This is a genomic window from Paenibacillus sp. PastM-3, from assembly GCF_029893965.1.
GTDB lineage: Bacteria > Bacillota > Bacilli > Paenibacillales > Paenibacillaceae > Paenibacillus_AQ.
This window is the reverse complement of the sequence record NZ_JARXXP010000002.1, coordinates 443,251-460,711: the sequence shown is the minus strand read 5'-3', so window position 1 is coordinate 460,711 and position 17,461 is coordinate 443,251. Positions and strand designations below refer to the sequence as shown.

Annotated in this window: 19 protein-coding genes; 11 read left to right on the top strand and 8 right to left on the bottom strand. The window is 52.3% G+C overall.

What is annotated here, in order from left to right; all coding sequences use genetic code 11:
- The first annotated feature begins 11 nt into the window (after positions 1–11).
- The 3 genes from M2108_RS05840 (at position 12) to M2108_RS05830 (ending at position 3,581) form a co-directional block, all read left to right on the top strand.
- Positions 12–893 carry a carbohydrate ABC transporter permease gene (locus M2108_RS05840; protein WP_277467950.1) on the top strand — a complete coding sequence of 294 codons (882 nt, stop codon included), beginning with the start codon at positions 12–14 and terminating at the stop codon, positions 891–893.
- 62 nt (positions 894–955) lie between these two features.
- Entirely contained in the window at positions 956–2,545 is a 1,590-nt protein-coding gene (locus M2108_RS05835) for an ABC transporter substrate-binding protein (RefSeq protein WP_277467951.1), read from the top strand.
- 568 nt (positions 2,546–3,113) lie between these two features.
- Positions 3,114–3,581: a hypothetical protein gene (locus tag M2108_RS05830; protein ID WP_277506109.1), complete on the top strand. Its 468-nt coding sequence runs from the start codon at positions 3,114–3,116 to the stop codon at positions 3,579–3,581.
- Positions 3,582–3,612: 31 nt separating this feature from the next.
- Here the strand turns inward: M2108_RS05830 and M2108_RS05825 are convergent, their stop codons facing one another.
- Positions 3,613–4,191 (bottom strand): class I SAM-dependent methyltransferase, encoded by a 579-nt coding sequence (locus M2108_RS05825; protein ID WP_277467953.1) that lies wholly within the window; start codon positions 4,189–4,191, stop codon positions 3,613–3,615.
- 93 nt (positions 4,192–4,284) lie between these two features.
- On the opposite strand from M2108_RS05825, the gene M2108_RS05820 reads away from it, so the two are divergent.
- Both M2108_RS05820 and M2108_RS05815 read left to right on the top strand, forming a co-directional pair.
- Positions 4,285–4,689 carry a hypothetical protein gene (locus M2108_RS05820; protein ID WP_277467954.1) on the top strand — a complete coding sequence of 135 codons (405 nt, stop codon included), beginning with the start codon at positions 4,285–4,287 and terminating at the stop codon, positions 4,687–4,689.
- A 59-nt stretch (positions 4,690–4,748) separates the two neighbouring features.
- Positions 4,749–5,588 carry a hypothetical protein gene (locus M2108_RS05815; RefSeq protein ID WP_277467955.1) on the top strand — a complete coding sequence of 280 codons (840 nt, stop codon included), beginning with the start codon at positions 4,749–4,751 and terminating at the stop codon, positions 5,586–5,588.
- Between the two features lie 98 nt (positions 5,589–5,686).
- On the opposite strand, the gene M2108_RS05810 is transcribed toward M2108_RS05815, so the two are convergent.
- The 3 genes from M2108_RS05810 to M2108_RS05800 form a co-directional block, all read right to left on the bottom strand.
- On the bottom strand, positions 5,687–6,223 hold the full coding sequence (locus tag M2108_RS05810) for a MerR family transcriptional regulator (RefSeq protein WP_277467956.1): 537 nt from the start codon (positions 6,221–6,223) through the stop codon (positions 5,687–5,689).
- A 225-nt stretch (positions 6,224–6,448) separates the two neighbouring features.
- Positions 6,449–7,102 carry an HAD family hydrolase gene (locus M2108_RS05805; RefSeq protein ID WP_277467957.1) on the bottom strand — a complete coding sequence of 218 codons (654 nt, stop codon included), beginning with the start codon at positions 7,100–7,102 and terminating at the stop codon, positions 6,449–6,451.
- A gap of 94 nt (positions 7,103–7,196) precedes the next feature.
- Positions 7,197–7,907 carry an SDR family NAD(P)-dependent oxidoreductase gene (locus M2108_RS05800; protein ID WP_280776917.1) on the bottom strand — a complete coding sequence of 237 codons (711 nt, stop codon included), beginning with the start codon at positions 7,905–7,907 and terminating at the stop codon, positions 7,197–7,199.
- A 100-nt stretch (positions 7,908–8,007) separates the two neighbouring features.
- Here M2108_RS05800 and M2108_RS05795 point away from each other — a divergent pair, with 100 nt between their 5' ends.
- Complete coding sequence (locus tag M2108_RS05795; RefSeq protein WP_277467959.1) at positions 8,008–8,367, top strand: MerR family transcriptional regulator; 360 nt, start codon at positions 8,008–8,010, stop codon at positions 8,365–8,367.
- Positions 8,368–8,454: 87 nt separating this feature from the next.
- Here the strand turns inward: M2108_RS05795 and M2108_RS05790 are convergent, their stop codons facing one another.
- Positions 8,455–10,065, bottom strand: coding sequence for a copper amine oxidase N-terminal domain-containing protein (locus M2108_RS05790; protein ID WP_277467960.1), 1,611 nt, complete (start codon positions 10,063–10,065; stop codon positions 8,455–8,457).
- A gap of 151 nt (positions 10,066–10,216) precedes the next feature.
- Here M2108_RS05790 and M2108_RS05785 point away from each other — a divergent pair, with 151 nt between their 5' ends.
- The 3 genes from M2108_RS05785 to M2108_RS05775 are packed head-to-tail and all read left to right on the top strand — an operon-like array spanning position 10,217 to position 12,757.
- On the top strand, positions 10,217–10,798 hold the full coding sequence (locus M2108_RS05785; RefSeq protein WP_277467961.1) for an RNA polymerase sigma factor: 582 nt from the start codon (positions 10,217–10,219) through the stop codon (positions 10,796–10,798).
- The gene (locus M2108_RS05780; RefSeq protein WP_277467962.1) at positions 10,791–11,594 is read left to right on the top strand and encodes an anti-sigma factor; all 804 of its coding nucleotides are present in this window, start codon (positions 10,791–10,793) and stop codon (positions 11,592–11,594) included. Before M2108_RS05785 ends, M2108_RS05780 begins: the two co-directional genes overlap by 8 nt.
- Positions 11,595–11,632: 38 nt before the next feature.
- Positions 11,633–12,757: a GDSL-type esterase/lipase family protein gene (locus M2108_RS05775; protein WP_277467963.1), complete on the top strand. Its 1,125-nt coding sequence runs from the start codon at positions 11,633–11,635 to the stop codon at positions 12,755–12,757.
- A 105-nt stretch (positions 12,758–12,862) separates the two neighbouring features.
- Here M2108_RS05775 and M2108_RS05770 read toward each other — a convergent pair whose 3' ends face one another.
- From M2108_RS05770 to M2108_RS05760, 3 genes are all read right to left on the bottom strand, one after another.
- The gene (locus M2108_RS05770) at positions 12,863–13,642 is read right to left on the bottom strand and encodes a sporulation protein (RefSeq protein WP_277467964.1); all 780 of its coding nucleotides are present in this window, start codon (positions 13,640–13,642) and stop codon (positions 12,863–12,865) included.
- Between the two features lie 88 nt (positions 13,643–13,730).
- Positions 13,731–15,053, bottom strand: a complete 1,323-nt coding sequence (locus tag M2108_RS05765; protein ID WP_277467965.1) for a sensor histidine kinase — start codon at positions 15,051–15,053, stop codon at positions 13,731–13,733.
- Complete coding sequence (locus M2108_RS05760; protein WP_277467966.1) at positions 15,053–15,730, bottom strand: response regulator transcription factor; 678 nt, start codon at positions 15,728–15,730, stop codon at positions 15,053–15,055. Before M2108_RS05760 ends, M2108_RS05765 begins: the two co-directional genes overlap by 1 nt.
- Before the next feature lie 286 nt (positions 15,731–16,016).
- Here M2108_RS05760 and M2108_RS05755 point away from each other — a divergent pair, with 286 nt between their 5' ends.
- A complete protein-coding gene (locus tag M2108_RS05755; protein ID WP_277467967.1) occupies positions 16,017–16,760 on the top strand; it encodes a polyphosphate polymerase domain-containing protein in 744 nt (247 codons plus the stop codon).
- On the top strand, positions 16,753–17,436 hold the full coding sequence (locus tag M2108_RS05750) for a DUF4956 domain-containing protein (protein ID WP_277467968.1): 684 nt from the start codon (positions 16,753–16,755) through the stop codon (positions 17,434–17,436). Before M2108_RS05755 ends, M2108_RS05750 begins: the two co-directional genes overlap by 8 nt.
- Positions 17,437–17,461: the final 25 nt, after the last annotated feature.

Below are 17,461 nucleotides of genomic sequence, written 5' to 3'. Positions count from 1 at the left end.
GAGGTAACGATATGAAGCAGCTTGACCGTAAAATTTTCTCAGCCATAGGCTATGTTTCACTGATCCTTCTCGCCGTGCTATGTATCTTCCCGTTCATTCTGGTTGTCTCCTCATCCCTGACGGAAGAGACCAAAATCGTAACGGACGGCTATCAGTTTATACCAACGGCCTTCTCGACCGAGGCTTACAGTATTCTTTTCAAATACCCGCAAGAAATGATTAATGCTTATCTGGTGACTATCGGGGTTACGGCGACAGGCACGCTGCTGGGATTGTTCCTGACTTCGATGACTGCATACGCGCTGTCCCGCAAGGACTTCAAGTGGCGCAACAAGTTTTCGTTCTTCTTCTTCTTTACTACCCTGTTCAGCGGCGGGCTCGTTCCGTGGTATCTGCTGATCGTCAACTATCTCGATATGAAGGATACGCCGATGGCCCTGATTGTGCCGATGATGCTGAATGTGTTCTATATTATCGTCATGAAGTCTTTTATGAGCAGCATTCCCGAAGCCATTGTCGAATCGGCCAAAATTGACGGCGCCGGCGACTTCCGGATTTATGTCCGCCTGATTCTGCCGCTGTCCAAGCCGGCCCTGGCTACAATCGGATTGTTTCTGGCTCTGGCTTACTGGAATGACTGGTACAACGCGCTGCTCTTCATCTCCAATGAGAACCTGATGCCGCTGCAGTATTATTTGTACAAAATGCTGGGCAACATGGACGGTATGCGCAAGGCGATGATGGGTGCGGGTGCTGTTGTAACCACGTCCATTCCGACCGAGAGCCTCAAAATGGCGATGACGGTTGTTGCCACAGGCCCGATTTTGCTGGCTTATCCGTTCGTGCAGCGTTATTTTGTCCAGGGCTTAACGATTGGTGCTGTTAAAGGGTGAACCCGGAGTCATCCGGTTTATCAATAGATTTCATATTTTAACTACAAGGGGGAAGGCTTGAGATGCTGAAAAGAAATAGAATGATGCTGCTGGCGCTCGTATTAACCTTCGTTATGATTCTAAGTGCGTGCGGCGGCAATAATAATGCCAATGCGCCGGCAGAGCCTACTAATAGCGCTTCAGAGGCAGGCGGTAACAGCACCGATACAGGAACTGCAACAGATCCTGCGGCTTCCGGTACCATTGATACATCCAAAGAAGTGAAGCTGAAAATGATTTTTGTCGGACCTAAGCCGGTCGATTATGACAGCGTGTTCGCCGAAATCAATAAGGTACTGAAGGAAAAGATCAATGCCACCATCGAAGGCGAGTTCCTCGACTGGTCCGACTGGGCGCAGAAATATCCGCTGAAGCTGGCGGCGAATGAGGATTTTGACCTGATCTACTCGGCGAACTGGGCCGGCTACAATGACCAGGCGCTGAAAGGCGGCTTCCTGGAGCTGACCGATGAGCTGCTGAACAAGTACATGCCGGAAACCATGAAGGCTATGCCGCAAGTAAGCTGGGATCAGGCCAAAGTGAACGGCAAGCTGTACATGGTTCCGCAGAACAGAGGGGAGTCTGTTGAAAAGCTGATTCTCTACCGCGAAGATCTGCGCAAAAAGTACAATCTGCCGGAGATCAACAGCCCTGAGTCCTATGCGACTTACCTGAAAACCATTGCTGAGAAAGAAAAGGGCGTTGCCCCGTTCACTCCGGAAACCGGAGACTGGAAATATCATAACCTGGACCGTGTCCTGCTGAAGCAGCAGAATGAATGGAATATGTTCGACCTCGACCTGCCGTTCGCATTCAAGCTGGATGATCCGACAGGTAAAGTATTCAACGTCTATGAAACTCAGGAATTCAAGGATCTGCTGGTGTACTACAAGGATCTTGCCGACAACAACGCCTGGTCCAAGAACGTGCTGAACAGCAAAAACGATCATCAGGCTGACTTCAAAGCAGGCAAAACCGCATCCATTACGCACAACAACGGTACACTGGGTGCCCTGATGGCCCTGATGCGCCAGGAGAATTCACCTTACGAAGTAGCGCTGGCTGACATCAACCAGGGTAAGAAAAAATCGATCGCCATCTCCACGCAGAACGGTACATCCATCCATGCGACCTCCAAAAATGTGGAGCGCTCCCTGATGATGATCGACCTGATGCAAAACGATAAACAGCTTCACGACCTAATCATGTACGGTATCAACGGCGTGCACTATGAGCCGGTTGGTGACGACAAATACAAAGCGCTTGAGAAGAACCCGAACTACACCGGCTTCTCCAACTGGAACTTCAACTCGCCGCTGAACCGCGACAATGAAGCGTTCCCGCAGGAAGCTTCCGATCTGGTTAATAGCTGGGAAGCTAGTGTGTACCACTATGATCTCGAAACCTTCGTGTTCGACAACAGCAAAGTGAAGACAGAAATCGCCAACGTCGGCAACGTGATGCTGCGCTACGCCATTCCGCTGGAATACGGCGTAATCGAAGACATCGACAAAGGCCTGGCTGAACTGAACAAGCAGCTGAAGTCCGCAGGTCTTGATAAGATCCAGACCGAGCTGCAGGCACAGATTGATGCGTTCCTGGCGAACAAGTAATAGAGTATACGAGCTATAGGCTACAGGCAGGAGTATGCGGTCCGCTGGGGCGGGCAGGCGTAGGTTTACAAAAGAGCAGGGCAGTGGTCTCCCGTTATTGGGGGGCGCTGCTCTGCTTTTTTGTGCTGGAGGCGGGATGGAGCAGTTGTAGCAATCGAAGCAATTGTCCAAAAGGGGCATATGTAGCAACTGCAGTACACGGGACGCTCTAACGGAGCATTTATAGCGACTGTAGCACACGGAGGCTCTAACAGAGCAGTATAGTAACTGCAGCACCCGGGATGCTCTAACGGACCCAGGAGGCGTTATTTGCCGATTTACCGGCGTTTGGACATTCTAACGGACACAGATGACGCTATTTAGTCGAAAATGCGCTGGTGCGGGTGAATTTGGTGCATTTAACGTCACTGGAGTCCGTTAAACCTGCAGCTGGACTGAAATGGCGAGAATAAGGTCCGCTGAGTCCGTTCGGATGTATTGGCTGGGAGGAGATTTTGCGATTACAATGGGCATAGAGTAGTTGGAACATTTTAGAAGTGTGTTTCATTTTGTCCGCCTGGGAGGAGCCATGTTTACCCCGCATACCGATTATGACTTCAGGATATACTCGTCCGATAGAGCGTCCAGCATCACCTTTTATCTCGAGCAGTACATACATGAACGGTTACCCAGCATGGCTTGCAGTATTGAGGTTACAGATAACAAGTTTACTGGTTGGAGTCATAGTGTCTGGTTTGAGATTGATCAGCTTAAGCGTTTTATTCACGAGCTGGAGCACTTGGATAGGTTAGAACATGCAGACTTAAATGCAATGTCGCCGGAGGAGTTTACAATCTCGGTTAACCGTGCGAACAAGAAAGGCGATATCACCATCTTGTATACTCTTTCTAAACGCCAATACAGTCTAGGCTTGCCAGATATAACCCTCTCGGGAGGGTTTGAGTTCGACAAGGAATACCATATGGTACTGGTTAAGAACTTCGAGCGGTTAATCTCGGTGGGCAGCATGGGCACCAATCTGGACTTTACCTGTTGAACGTACTGAGATAGGAGACCTTGCCCCTTCCCTAATACCGGTACACATATACCTTAGTCCGCAGACGGTCCTTACAGGTAATGACGCGCACAGGCTGCCTGTCCGGCAATGCAAAACAAATACTGATTACCGTCGCACCCTGTGGCAGCTCCTGCCTGAACTTCCCCGCCAGACGCTCCATTGCTCCCGGAAACAGATAACAGAGCACAATGTCGGCATCCCCGTAAGAGTAGCTATAGATATCCCCGCGCTTAAAAATAACCCGTTTGCGCAATCCCTCCCCGGCACCTTTTTCCGGCAGCAAGCGGGCATAGAGTAAGGTGAACAGCCTGGAGAACACTAAGGGAATGCCTGAATTTTCGATTCCCGTCAGCCGCTTCCCTGGACAACGGCGGATAACCTCCAGCCCCAGTGTTCCCCAGCCCGACCCGGCTTCAACAATATTGCCGTAGCCTCGAATCCGCTGCACCTCTGCTGCCGCCGCCAACCGGACAGGACCCGATGCAGGCATCGGCGAAATCCCGTTCCTCCAGCTTATGAGCACAATCCAGATCACGGATAGCAGAAAGGCGAATGCGGCAATCCAGGGGATCATTTCAATGATGAGCATAGGGCTCCTTTCTGACTCGCTTTTTGTACCATTATAAAATACAGCACTTATCCCGTGTAACTGTTTGTTTGAGAAAAAGAAGGAGGCACCTTAATGAACGAATTTATATTTAATAGAGATGTTGAGCGGAGGGACGATCTGTTAGGTATCAGGGGAGAATGGGCTGCTCTGAAGAACTCGCATAGTGTTAGAGATTTCGATTACATTGATGTTCATATCCTCAAAGAGCTTATTGAAAATAAATACATAGATCCGCTTGATACCCAAAACGAATCTCCCAGCGTCGAAGAAATGTTTTTATTCATGAACAAATACCCTATCATACGGGCAAAGGGATATGCTGTCAGTCCTTTCCGAAAAGATTACAGGGTGTCGATAGATACACTATTTGTTCCGAAAAGATTCGTTTCCCGCAGATTTAAGCAGGAGTTTCTCAGCTTTTGTGCTTCAGCCGATGAACTGACCGCTAAACCCCGGCTCCACGCATGGTGGGATTGAGTGGCATGCAGGATTTTCGTATGGAATGGAATAAAATTTCTATAAAAAGGATGTGCACTATGAATCAGGCAGAGCAGCTTCATACACTTGCAAGGCGTTACTGCATGGTCATGGCCGGGTTTTGGGGAAGAAAATATACACGGCTGATGAATTCCGGCAGGGACAGGATGGAAGACGGGGGCTACACTGTTGAAGCAGAGGAGTTGTTCCCCCGCTATTTAGTTCTGGATGCGATCCTTGCTGAGCTCGAACGGTCTGACGGGACAGAATTTGCCACTGAGGAAGAAGCGCATAAGAAGATTCTAGCGGCTGTCTGGAACGCCCAGAGCCGGTTTACCGAGAATAAAGAGGGAATCTTTCGGCAGACAGCCGGGGCTGAGCGACAATTAATGACTGATTATCTGAAAAAAAGGGCTGCAGAAGGGATTAGCCGTGTGCAGCCACTGCCTTACCGGCGTACCTTGTCAAAGGTAGAGCGGACCTTGCTGTGGGAGGACCTGAGGGAAAAGTGGGGCATCAGTGATTTCTGGTACCCACTTACTGATGCCAAGCCGAAGGATACCGAAGCCTTTATGGAAGATTACTTTGAAGAAGAGGTAGGCTTCGAGGCACTAAGAGCAATATTACATACTCACGGGATAGAGCGGGTTTTCGAGCTGCGGGAGTTCGACCATTCACCCGAGTATCAGCTTGATATAGAAGGATTTAACCCGGTCTACACAATTAACGGCGAGGGCTACTGGTTTGCTGCCGACATGGACTGGGTCATCTACGCTTCTCATGAAAATTCGATCACGATAGCGGGTGAGTGGTTGTTAAACGAGATAAAAGAAATCTGGCCGGGCTGGGAAGAACGCCGATGGCTGGATTGGCAGGAGCGGCTGCGGCGCGGGGTCTAAGATAGGGCAGATAAGCCACGGGGGCGCAAGGTTGAACGCTTGAAAATACCAGCCTGAGCCCGGCAATGCCGTACCGGACCCAGACCTGTACTTACAGCCTACAGCGAGAAAAAAGTGCGCAGCAGCCCGCGCTTCTTGGGCGGGGTTGTGAGCTTCATAGCGGCAAGGGGATGCATCTCCTCATACGCAGCGGCTGCCTGAAGCCGCGGCTGCTGGATGCTCTCAATGGATACAGCAAGCTGCTGGATCATCCGGCGCAGATCCTCCAGCTCCTGGCGCTGCTGAAGCAGCTGCACAGAGACCACCTCGTCGGCCTTCTGGTCGAGCGAACGCTCAATGCGGACGAGGCGGGACCAGACCTCCTGCATAGGGGGCTCCGTTGCAGGCAGTGACCGGATATGGGGCAGCGGCTCTGCCTGCGGCTTGTCCTCGGCCAGCGTGATGCTGTCCAGCGACTCGCCCTGCTCAAGCCGTTCTTTAATAGATTTAAGCAGGCTGACTTCCCGGGTGGTAAAAATATAATGACCGAACCGGTCCTTGGGAAAGCTGGCAGGGAACATCGCGGCCCAGCGTTTGATCGTGGTCTGGCTGACGGACAATTGCTCTGCAGCTTCCTTTGTTTTAAACATTTCCATTTTCCATTCCTCCGCTTCGGTATTTGGTGATATACCTATTCGCTCCCCAGGAGCGACTCCCTGCACGGGTGACAAAGGTGGTGCCGGTTCGCTAAACAAAGTGGTATTACGAGCAAAGCCGAGATTAGCAGCCCCTTATGGTTCTACATAAAGCGGCCGGATTTTGCTTTTTTCTCAGTATAAACAGACCGCGGGCAGCTTGCCTGGGATCTCAACATGTCAACCTTACAGGCGATCCTGCTCCAGCAGCTCCACCAATTCAGCCACACTGCTGAATACGCCGTCCGGCTCCACATCATAGGTCTGACTCTGAAAAGCCGACAGCCAGCGCACCGCATAGGTACGCAGTCCGGCAGCTTTGCCTGCCAGAATATCGGCATTGCTGTCACCGACAAACACAGCCTCGGCGGGGCTGACTCCGAGAAGCTCCAGGGCGCGGCAGATGCCTTCCGGGTGAGGCTTCGGCTGCGCCACATCATCCCCCGTAATGGCAAATTCGCAGAAATCCTCCATCTGCAGTGCCTTGGAGGAGATCCGGTATGCCCGCTGTCCTTTGCCGGTGATCACAGCCATCCTGATGCCGCGGCCTTTCAGCAGCTGCAGCAGTCCGGTAATCTCGGTGTTTCCGACCGACTCCTCATTATGGCCTGCTTCATAGATCGAGAAATAATCCTGAACGGCCTGCGGAGCAGCGGCTTTATTCGTAAAGTTAGCTTCAATAATCTCCTCTTCGGTCGGTCCGAACATGGCCACCAGCTCTTCGTTCGTTACATCCCTGTCCTCGTATTGTTTAAACACCGTGCGGAAAGCCGTGAATGACAAGGGCAGTGTGTCAGCCAGCGTTCCGTCAAAATCAAATAGCACCGCTTTAATAGACATAAATTGAGAGCTCCTTAGATAAGATTAGATTCACAGAAATTAACAAAAGCGATTCTAATTATTTTAACAGAGGCCTTCAGCAATTTATATGATTTTACCAGGCGTAGATCCCGTTCACATCCAGAAACTCCCCGTTATGCCGCTTGCCGTCCGTGGCGTAGCCGACAATAATGGCTGCTCCCGCTTCCTTCGACTGGCCGCCCTCCGCGTTGTGGTTCAGGTCTGTTTTCGTAAATCCTGGAGTAACAGCAAAGACCTGAGCGCGGCTGTCTCTTAGCTCAATAGCCATGGCCGTGGTCATCGCGTTGCCGGCTGTTTTGGAGGCATTATAGTCGAAGCAGTTCAGCGGATATTCCGTATGCTGCATGAACTGCAAGGAAGCCATGTCGGTCGATACGTTAATGATCGATCCTTCATTCTTTTTAATTAGCGGGAGCAGCAGCTGGTTTAACCGGAACGTACCGAAGAAGTTCACCTCAAAAGCCTGCCGCAGATCCTCCTCACGGGTAGTACTAAAGGAGCTGGAGAAAGCGCCCGGCATACCGGCATTGTTGATCAGCAGGGTAAGATCAGCATAGAGGGCTTGAATCGTGGCGGCGGCTTGCGCGATACTGTCCGGATTCGTCATATCCAGCTGCACCAGCTCCACATCCAGCCCCTGGCCGGTTAATTCGGCAACTGCGGCCTCCCCCCGTTCTGCGCTGCGTGATCCGAGTACTACCTTCCACCCGGCTGCGCCCAGCTGTCTGGCTGTTTCCAGTCCGATCCCTTTGTTGGCACCTGTTACAAACGCTATTTTCATCATTGTTATCCTTCTTTCTCTTAAATGATATCTATCTATAATCTGAAGCTTAATATGCTACACTAAGTGTAGGTCAACAGTGAATTTTCGGGAGGCAGAAAGAATGTTAACGATAGGACAGATTGCTAAAAAGGTAGGGCTGAACATCGGGGCAATCCGCTTTTATGAACGTAAGGGGCTTCTGGAGCCGGCGGTCCGCAATGAGCAGAATAACCGTCTGTACAGTGAAGAGGACATTGGCTGGCTGGAGTTCCTGAAATGTCTGCGGGAAACAGGGATGAGTATTGAAGAAATTAAAAAATACTATGATATGGTGAAGGCCGGAACGTCTACCCTGCCGGAGAGAACCAGAATGATTGAGGAGCAGAAGCAGGTGCTGCTGGATGATATCGAGAAAAAGAAAGCGCAGCTCGTCCACCTGGAGCATAAGCTGGAGCGGTATTACCGCGGGGAGAACTATTAACTTTTACCTGATGGAATAAGTAACTGTAGAGGCAGCACAAAGGCCATCCCTCGCGGGATGGCCTTTGTTTTTACCCATTTGAATCCATTAATGGCTATGTTCCATTGTTGCCGCCATAGCTTTGGTCAATGTAACAGTTCCGTCAGCCGGAGTATATTTCACATCCCAGCCGAGCAGCTCGGCGATGAAACGGACAGGCACCTGCACGCGGCCGCTGTCCAGGAAGACCGGAGCCCCGATGTTCTTGCGCTCTCCATTCAGTTCCATATAAGACTGCCCGACCCAGAACACGGCGGTGTTGTCTCCGTCCATGATCCAGAGTGTTTTTTTGGCGTTATCCCAGGTAATATCGACGCCAATGGCCTCACCGAGGTAACGGAGCGGGATGAAGGTACTGCCGTTTTTCATGACAGGAGTAACGTCCATCTGGCTTGTAGTCCCGTTAACCGTTACGGCAGTGCTGCCTTTCTTCATTGAAATGGTTGTCATTTCAGGAGCAGCGGCGTCAGTCTTGCCATGGAACCTGTCCGGGGACTGGGCGACAATGCCGCCAGTCAGCTCGCTTGCTGTCATGAACATATGGGAATAGGCAGTGCGTTCAAGGCTATAAGCTTTGGTATAATCCTTATTCACATAGCTGTTAAAGGTGTCCAGCAGATGGCCGATATGCATTTTCAGGCCTTCTGCGATTGCTGTGGTTTCAAAATAGGCCGGATTCGCGCTGTGGAAAAACTCCGCCTGCTTCATACGGTAATCCTCAAGCTCGGCAACGGCCTTCTGGCGTCCGGCTTCGTCTTTAGCTGCAGTGGCTTTTACATAATCGACGAAATATCCGATATGGGAAGACCAGATTGGCTTAAAGGCATCGCCGGCTGCTGTGCCGTATACGGAGGCAATCGCCGCTGACAGATCATCCGTATTGCTGTTCAGGGCAGCCGCTGCTGCAGTGAAGTCCGGAGCGCCGTCGATGCCTTTTTGCATGGCAAGTGCGGCCAGGGTAGCGTGCTCACCCAGCAGCTGTCCAAGTCCCGCGCGCAGATCAATTCCCGGTGAAGACGTGGTTGCGTCAGGGAATTTGGCAGGGAACTGGGCCTGAATGCCGGAGGCCAGTACTTTGGCTGTCATGAACATATGAGCGTACGCAGTCCGTGTATCCTTGTATGCAGCTGTATAGTCTTTATTTACATAGCTGTTGAAGGCGTCCAGCAGATGGTTGATGTGCATTTTGAGCCCGTCTGCGAGGGCAGCCGTTTCAAAATACGCCGGATTGGCATTGTGGAAGAACTCCGCCTGCTTCATCCGGTAAGCGTCAAGCTCAGCAACGGCCTTCTGGCGTCCGGCCTCGTCTTTTGCAGCGGTCGCTTTCACATAATCAACAAAATATCCGATATGGGAGGACCAGATGGGCTTGAATGCATCGCCGGCGGCACTGCCGTAGACTGAAGCGATGGCGGCTGAGAGGTCATCTGTGTTTTTGCCGAGTGCGGCTGCGGCATCATTGAAATCTGCAGCACCGTCGTAGCCCTTCTGCATCGCCATGACGGCCAGCAGGGCATGCTCACCCAGCAGCTCACCGAGAGCCGCCTGCAAATTTGGTGCGGCACCATTCGTATCCACTTCATGGGCGCTTGCCGGTACCGGTACAAATAAACTCAGGCAGAGCATCAGGATGGCCAGCTTACTTTGCAGCTTTTTCATTTCAGTTCACTCCTTCATCCAAAGTTGAGCCGCTAATCAAAAGCGGTTATACTCAGTGGAACGTAAGTATTCAGAAGTTGGATCACTTTTTATAAATTAAATTTTAAAATATTAATTCATCCAACTACGCTGGGGAAATGGGGGGTAACAGTTGAACGAAGTCGCTGACGACGTACAATTAATGCAGCAAATCAGGCAAAAGGACCCGGATGCCCTCGAAAAGCTCTACGACCGGTACGAGCAGATGGTTTACAGCTTCGCATACCGGATTGTGAAGGATTCAATGGCGGCGGAGGAAGTGATGCAGGAATTATTTATGCGGATCTGGAAGAACCCGGAGCAGTATGACTCCGCTAAGGGCAAGCTGTCAACGTGGATGTTTACGGTTACACGGAATATTGCGATTGACCAGCTGCGCAAGATAAATACACGGCCTCCGCAGCAGTCTGCTGATGCGGAGGAATTGCAGCAGCTCCGCGATACCGGGGCGATGACGGAGGATATGGTTGAAATGCTGTTAGCTGGAGAACAGATTAGAGAAGCATTGCAGGAGCTCAGCAGGGACCAGCAGCAGGTGATGGACCTTATCTATTATCAGGGCCTTACGCAGCAGGAGGTGGCCTATCACGTGGCTGTTCCGCTGGGCACGGTTAAGAGCAGAGTACGGCTGGCCATGAAGCAGCTGCAGAAACGGTTAATCCACTGGGGAAGGAGGGATCAGGCCCATGACTGAAGAGAATAAAGACTTGTGTGAATGGGCTGAATTGTACGCGCTTGGCGCACTGCAGGACGATGAAATGGAGCAGTTCGGCATTCATTTACAGGAATGCCCCGAATGTGAGAAACTGGTAAAAGAGTACCGTCAGGTAATCGAGCTGCTCCCTCTTGCCTCCGAGCCTGCCGAACCGCCGACAGGGATGAAGAAACGTGTTCTGTCCCGGGTTTTGGAAGCAGATGCTCCGGTTCAGCAGGTTCAGAAGCCTGCGGGTGAGGCACCCAAGCCGGTTCGGGAGGAGCCTGAATATACGGTCAAGGCCGTGCCGGCACCCCGAAAGAAGCCGTTTCTGCGTTATCTTAGCGCCGGGCTTGCTGCAGCAGTCGTAGTATTGCTCATCTATACAAGCCAGTTGCGCCAGGATGTCGATCAGCTGCAGCGCCAGGTGGCCGTCAGCTCTGGACCGCTTCAGGGAATCAAGGTGAATGAGTCGGTTGTGCTTAGTCCGGCGGCAGTGGAGTCTGCGGTCAAAGGCCTGGCTACCATCATCGCGGACAACAGCGGCACACATCTCGTTGTGCAGGCCGAAGGTCTGCCCGAGCTTACAGGGACCGAGGTTTACCAGGTATGGCTGATCAAAGGCGATGTTCCGCAGAATGCGGGCACCTTCGTATCCCAGGGCGGTAACGGGGCGCTGTATTATACCTTTGAGCCGCAGGAGTACGATACTGTTGCTATCACACTCGAGCCGGATGACGGCGGCGAAGCGCCTAGGGGCCAGATTGTGCTGGCGGCACCAATCAAGCAAGGATAGCTGATCTTGGGAGAAAGAAAGCCGGGAGGAACGAGAGGATGAAAGAGAACGGGAGGCTGCAAGCCGCAGCCCTGCCAGAGGTTGCACATCTCAAGGTTCACGGCAGAACAAATGGGAGCCTGGCTCCCCTGACGCTGTTCTGGACAGGCAGCGCACTTGAATTCAATATCAGGGGATCGGAGCTGTGGATTGAGGCTGAAGCCGACTATGACCAGCATGAGCCGTGGATCAGCATCGTCATTAACGGTTCCCCTGTCAGCAGACAGATGGTAACCGCGGGCAGACACTGGATCTGTGTCTTCAGAGGCATGAATGAGCAGGCTGTGAAGAACGTGAAGATTATGAAGGAGCTGCAGGCGATGAGTGATGACCCGGGCTGTCTGCTGCAGATACACGGAGTTAAGTGTGACGGGGAGTTTCTGCCGGTAGCGGATAAGCCGCTGAAGCTCGAGTTCATCGGGGACAGCATCACCTCAGGCGAGGGCGTGATCGGCGCCCGGTCCGAGGAAGACTGGATTCCCATGTGGTTCAGTGCTGCCGTGAATTATACGGCCATGACAGCCCGGGAGCTGGATGCGGACTATTCTGTCATCTCCCAGAGCGGCTGGGGGGTGCTGACAAGCTGGGATAACAATCCCGGGAAAAATATCCCCCTCTATTACGGGCAGGTATGCGGCCTGCTGGGTGGTGAGCGCAATGAAGCGCTCGGAGCGCTGCAGGCCCATGATTTTGCAGCCTGGCAGCCGGATGCAGTTGTGATTAATCTGGGCACCAACGACGGCGGCGCCTTTTATTCGCCGGACTGGAACGATCCGGTCAGCGGCAAGTCCCGTAAGCAGCGGCTGAACGAAGACGGCTCCTTCAATGAGGAGGACCTGCAGGCTTTTGAGGCGGCTGCAGAAGCGTTTCTTGTGAAGCTGAGATCCTGCAATCCGCAGGCCCATCTGGTCTGGGCTTACGGAATGCTGGGCGTTCCGATGCTGCCGGCCATCAGCCGTGCGGTGGACAGTTATATCCGTAAATCAGGGGACACAAGGGTCTCTGTATTCCAGCTGCCTAACATGACACCGGAAAGTGCCGGCGCACGAAGCCATCCGGGAATATCGGCCCATGAGCAGGCAGCCCGGGCGTTAAGCGGTTATTTGAAGGAACTGCTGCACTAAACGTCCGCCGCTTAGAAGAAGCTATGCTTATAACGGCTGCCCTGTACACAAAAACCGGCTGGACGGATTACTATCCGTCCAGCCGGTTTCTTGTATAGAAGCAAGTTATGCGTATTTGCTGATTGTTGCGAGCAGCTGGCCCGCAATGTATTCCGTTCCCGACGCCAGATGACTCTGGTCAAAGCGTAGCCTTACGAATTTCTCGTCGGCATCAAGCGCTTCTGCCAGCAGGCCGGAAAATCCGCGGGCCTTGCGGTCAATCTGCAGCAGCAGCTCAACGCCCTGCTCATCCGGGTACAACATGATTTCCAGCTCATCCAGGCGGCCGCGGAACTGGCTGGAAGGCAGGAATTCAAACTCCTGAACGAAGGGGAGCCCGTTTCTTTTGCCGTAATGAGGAGCGTATTCACAGCTGACCTCGCGGAGCCGGAAGCCGAGCTGGGCTGCAGCATCCAGAACAACCGCCGAATGCGGATGAGGCAGCACCTGGAGATAGTCCTCGTCCTTAGGATCGAGGGCTTCCTTGATATCAAGCCCGGTATGAATCCATACGGGAGTCCTGCCCATGGTCACCGGAGTAACGGACGGAAGCTGGAAGGATACAGGGAACTCATAGACCTTCTCCGCCTCCACGGTGAAACCGGAAGCCAGTAAAAACTTGGCAATGGTTGCCTCTGCATGGCTCTTGGAATCGTTATGCTCCTTCACGTAGCGGGTCTTGACGAAGGCATATACATCATCAACCTTCTGATCCACACGGCCGCCCTGAATGCGGACAACCCCGCTGAGTGTATCACCGGCTCTTACTACATCCTGGTGAAGCATGAGGTTCACCTCAGCGGCACCGATTCCGGCGCTTGCGAGCATTCTTTTAAACATGGACATTGCTGTGAATCTCCTCCTTATCGGTAATAACTCTGATACGGAGGGACCCTCGACCTGGTTTCAGCCGGTTATCTAAAATTCGATTTAATTATGACAGCTGCACATAAAACGTAGTTGATTCTCCCACCGTACTTTTGGCATACAGCTTACCCTTATGCTGCTGCTCGACAATCGACTTCGCAATCGCGAGGCCAAGTCCGTAGCCGCCCTGCTTGCGGGCGCGCGAGGTATCGGTGCGGTAGAACCGGTCGAAGATCCGGGTCAGATGCTCAGGGGCGATACCTTCGCCGGTATTGGTGACGGACAGCAGCACGTCGTTATGCTGCCTGCGCAGAGACAGGGTGATTTCACCCTTCGGCCCTGTGTACTTGACGGCATTGTCCAGCAGGATCATGACGACCTGCTTGATCTGCTCGCTGTTGCCGTGCACAGTCAGATTAGGCTCGATATCATACTCCAGCGCTACATTCTTTTCGAAAATGACGGCCTCCATCGTCAGGATGATATTTTCCACTGCTTCGCTGATGTTGAAGGGGGCATGGATCATCCCGGTGCGGGAATCATCCATTTCGGTCAGGTAGAGCAGATCGCTCGTCAGCTTGGCCATCCGCTCCGTCTCCGATTTGATGTAGTACAGCCACTTGGACTGCTCAAGAATGGTATCTTCGGGATTAGAGAGCAGCACATCCGTATTTGTATTAATAATGGCCAGTGGCGTCTTCAGCTCATGCGAGGCATCTGCGATGAACTGCTTCTGCTTGTCGAAGGCTTCCTGTACCGGCTTGATGGAGCGGTTCGCAAAGTAGCGGCTGGTAAAATAAAGGATGACCAGCATCACAACACCGACAACGGTGAAGATGTAGATCAGGTTCGTAAGAATCTTCTGCTGGGAAGTAATGTCGAGGAAAACAAGCATATGCCCGTCAGCGGCGGATTTGGTCTCAAAGGCCCAAAGACTGCCGTCCAGCACGAATCTCCCGGTTGTCTTATTCATATCAACGGCTTTCTGCAGTGCCTGGGCATAGAATTCATCATCCATGCTGAGCTGTGAGACAGGCGTGCCGGTCTGCTGCCAGTCGTTATTGGTCTCGATCATGAAGGAGATCGAACGCTCCGGCGGCGGACTGCCGCCCATTCTCCCGAAGCTGCCGCCGCCAATATCCTGGCGCTGCGTTCCAGTGTCTGTGCCGCCGTCCGGTGCACCGCCGCTGCCATCGCCGATCCCGCCGCCGCGGTGCTCGCCGCTGCCCGGCTTCTGGAAGGCCTCGGTAATCCGCTGCAGATCCATGCGGATGTCATTCTGGACATTCAGGTAGTTGATGATGTAGATGGTAGCAAAGGCGACCAGCATCATCACGGAGATCGTCACCAGGTTGACAATCAGGAAGCGGTTTCTGAGCTTTTTGAACATCAGGCATTCACCTCTAATACATAGCCCACATTACGGATCGTGCTGATGCGAGTGGAGGCCCCGAGAAACGTAAGCTTTTTGCGCAGAAAAGAAATATAGACCTCCACATTGTTATGCTCGGCCTCTGAATCAAAGCCCCACAGCTTCTCAATGATCTGCTCCTTCGAGGTGACGGACTGTTTGCGGACCATCAGCAGCTCCAGCAGCTCGCTCTCCTTCAGATTCAGCTTCATTTCCTTGCCGCCCACCATAAGCTTCAGGTTTGTCGTATTCAGCTCCAGATCGCCGTATTTCAGTGCATCATCCGGCAGCACCTCGCCTTTGCGGCGCAGCACCGCGCGGATTCTTGCCAGCAGCTCCTCCGAAGAGAAGGGCTTGGCGATATAATCGTCGGCGCCGTAATCAAGCCCCGTCACCATATCGGTGGTATCCCCTTTGGCCGTCAGGAAGATGACGGGGGTCGGGATGCTTTTTTTGCGCAAGGCCCGCAGCAGGCTGATCCCGTCCATCTCCGGCATCATGATGTCCAGCAGCAGCAGATCATAGATCCCGCTAAGCGCGTAATCGAGGCCCGTTCTGCCGTCATGTACGGCGTCTGCGGAATAGTTATGCTTTTTCAGGATTTGGGTCACGGCCTCGGCCAGGTGCACCTCATCTTCCACGATTAATATTCTCACCCTGTCATCATCCCCTGGTTAGCTTAATGTCTGTACTGTAACTTACGCCATTATAGCAAGATTACCTTTAATCAACCTTAACCGCGGAGGCAGAATTCAAAGCTTCTACTATATACCGGGGGGTTCTTTTGCTGCAGAAGCCCTTTGTAAAGCCGGTGTAAAAAAATAAACGCAGTGTAAAATCCATTTAAGATTCATTAAAGGTTCGGCCGCTAAGATACATTCATAGGCAAGCGAGACATACGAATCACACGAAACATTCCGATGAGAAAGGATTTGATCCCAAATGGCTATCGAGGTTTTTAACCGCTATGAAAACAAATACCTGTTCGATCATGCAGCGTACCTGAAGCTCTATAACGAACTGCTCGAATATATGGAACCGGACGATTACAACAAACAGCATGAGTTTTATTCCATTACTAATCTGTACTACGACACACCGAGCAATACGCTGATCCGCAACAGCCTGTCCAAGCCGAAATACAAAGAAAAGCTGCGCCTCCGGGCATACGGTGTTCCAAATGGTGACTCCAAGGTCTACCTGGAGATCAAGAAGAAGGTCTTCGGTCTCGTCAACAAAAGAAGAACCTCGCTCAAGCTGCACGAAGCTTACGATTTTGTCCGCACAGGTATCCCGCCTGAGTACAAGGACTACATGAACAAGCAGGTGGTTGAGGAAATCAAATACTTCCTGAGCTGCTACGATCTGAAGCCGATGGTGTATCTGTCCTATGACCGCAAAGCCCTGTTCTGCAAAAATAACCGCGATCTGCGCATCACCTTTGACACGAATATCAGAAGCCGGCGGTACGATCTGAAAATGGAGCACGGCACTCACGGCGAGCTGCTGATGGAACCGGGCCAGTGGCTGATGGAGGTCAAAGCCGAGAAGACGATTCCGGTGTGGCTGTCCAAAATGCTCTCCGAGCACCAGATGTACCGCACCAGCTTCTCCAAATACGGCAACGAATATAAAAAAATGCTGAGAAACAGCAAAGTAGAAAGCGAGAGTGTCCTGTATGCTTGATTCCATTTTCACCGCCGTCTCTGACAGCACGGCTCTAACCTTTGGCAACGCGGTTCTGACGATCCTGATCTCCCTGGCGCTGGGTGCGCTGATCAGCTTCACTTATATGAAAACAAGCCCTGCCGGCTATTCGCAGAGCTTCACGCTCACCATGGTTCTGTTGCCTGTTATTGTAGCCATCATCATTCTCCTGATCGGCAGCAACGTTGCCAGAGCCTTCAGTCTGGCCGGTGCGTTCTCGATTATCCGCTTCAGAAGTGCGCCCGGCGATCCTAAGGACATCACCTTTGTCCTGTTCACCATGGCATCGGGCCTGGCCTGCGGCGTCGGCGCTTACGGCTACGCGGTCCTGTTCACTATCATTCTCTGCATCATCATGGTCATTCTCAACCGCACCGGCTTTGGCGTAAGAAAATCTGCGCAAAAAACACTGAAGGTAACCATCCCGGAAAATCTGGGCTACGAAGAAGCTTTTGCTGAAGTGTTCAACAAGTTCAATGTCGTATATGAGCTGAAAAAAATCAGAACCACCGAGCTCGGCAGCCTTTATGAGCTGGTGTATAACGTTACCCTTGATGAGCACACGAGCCAGAAGGAATTCCTGGATGCCATCCGCACCCGGAACGGCAACCTGGATCTGTCGCTGACCATGAGTCCTACTACCACGGAATACTAAAATGAGAATGGAAGGGATTGATCAG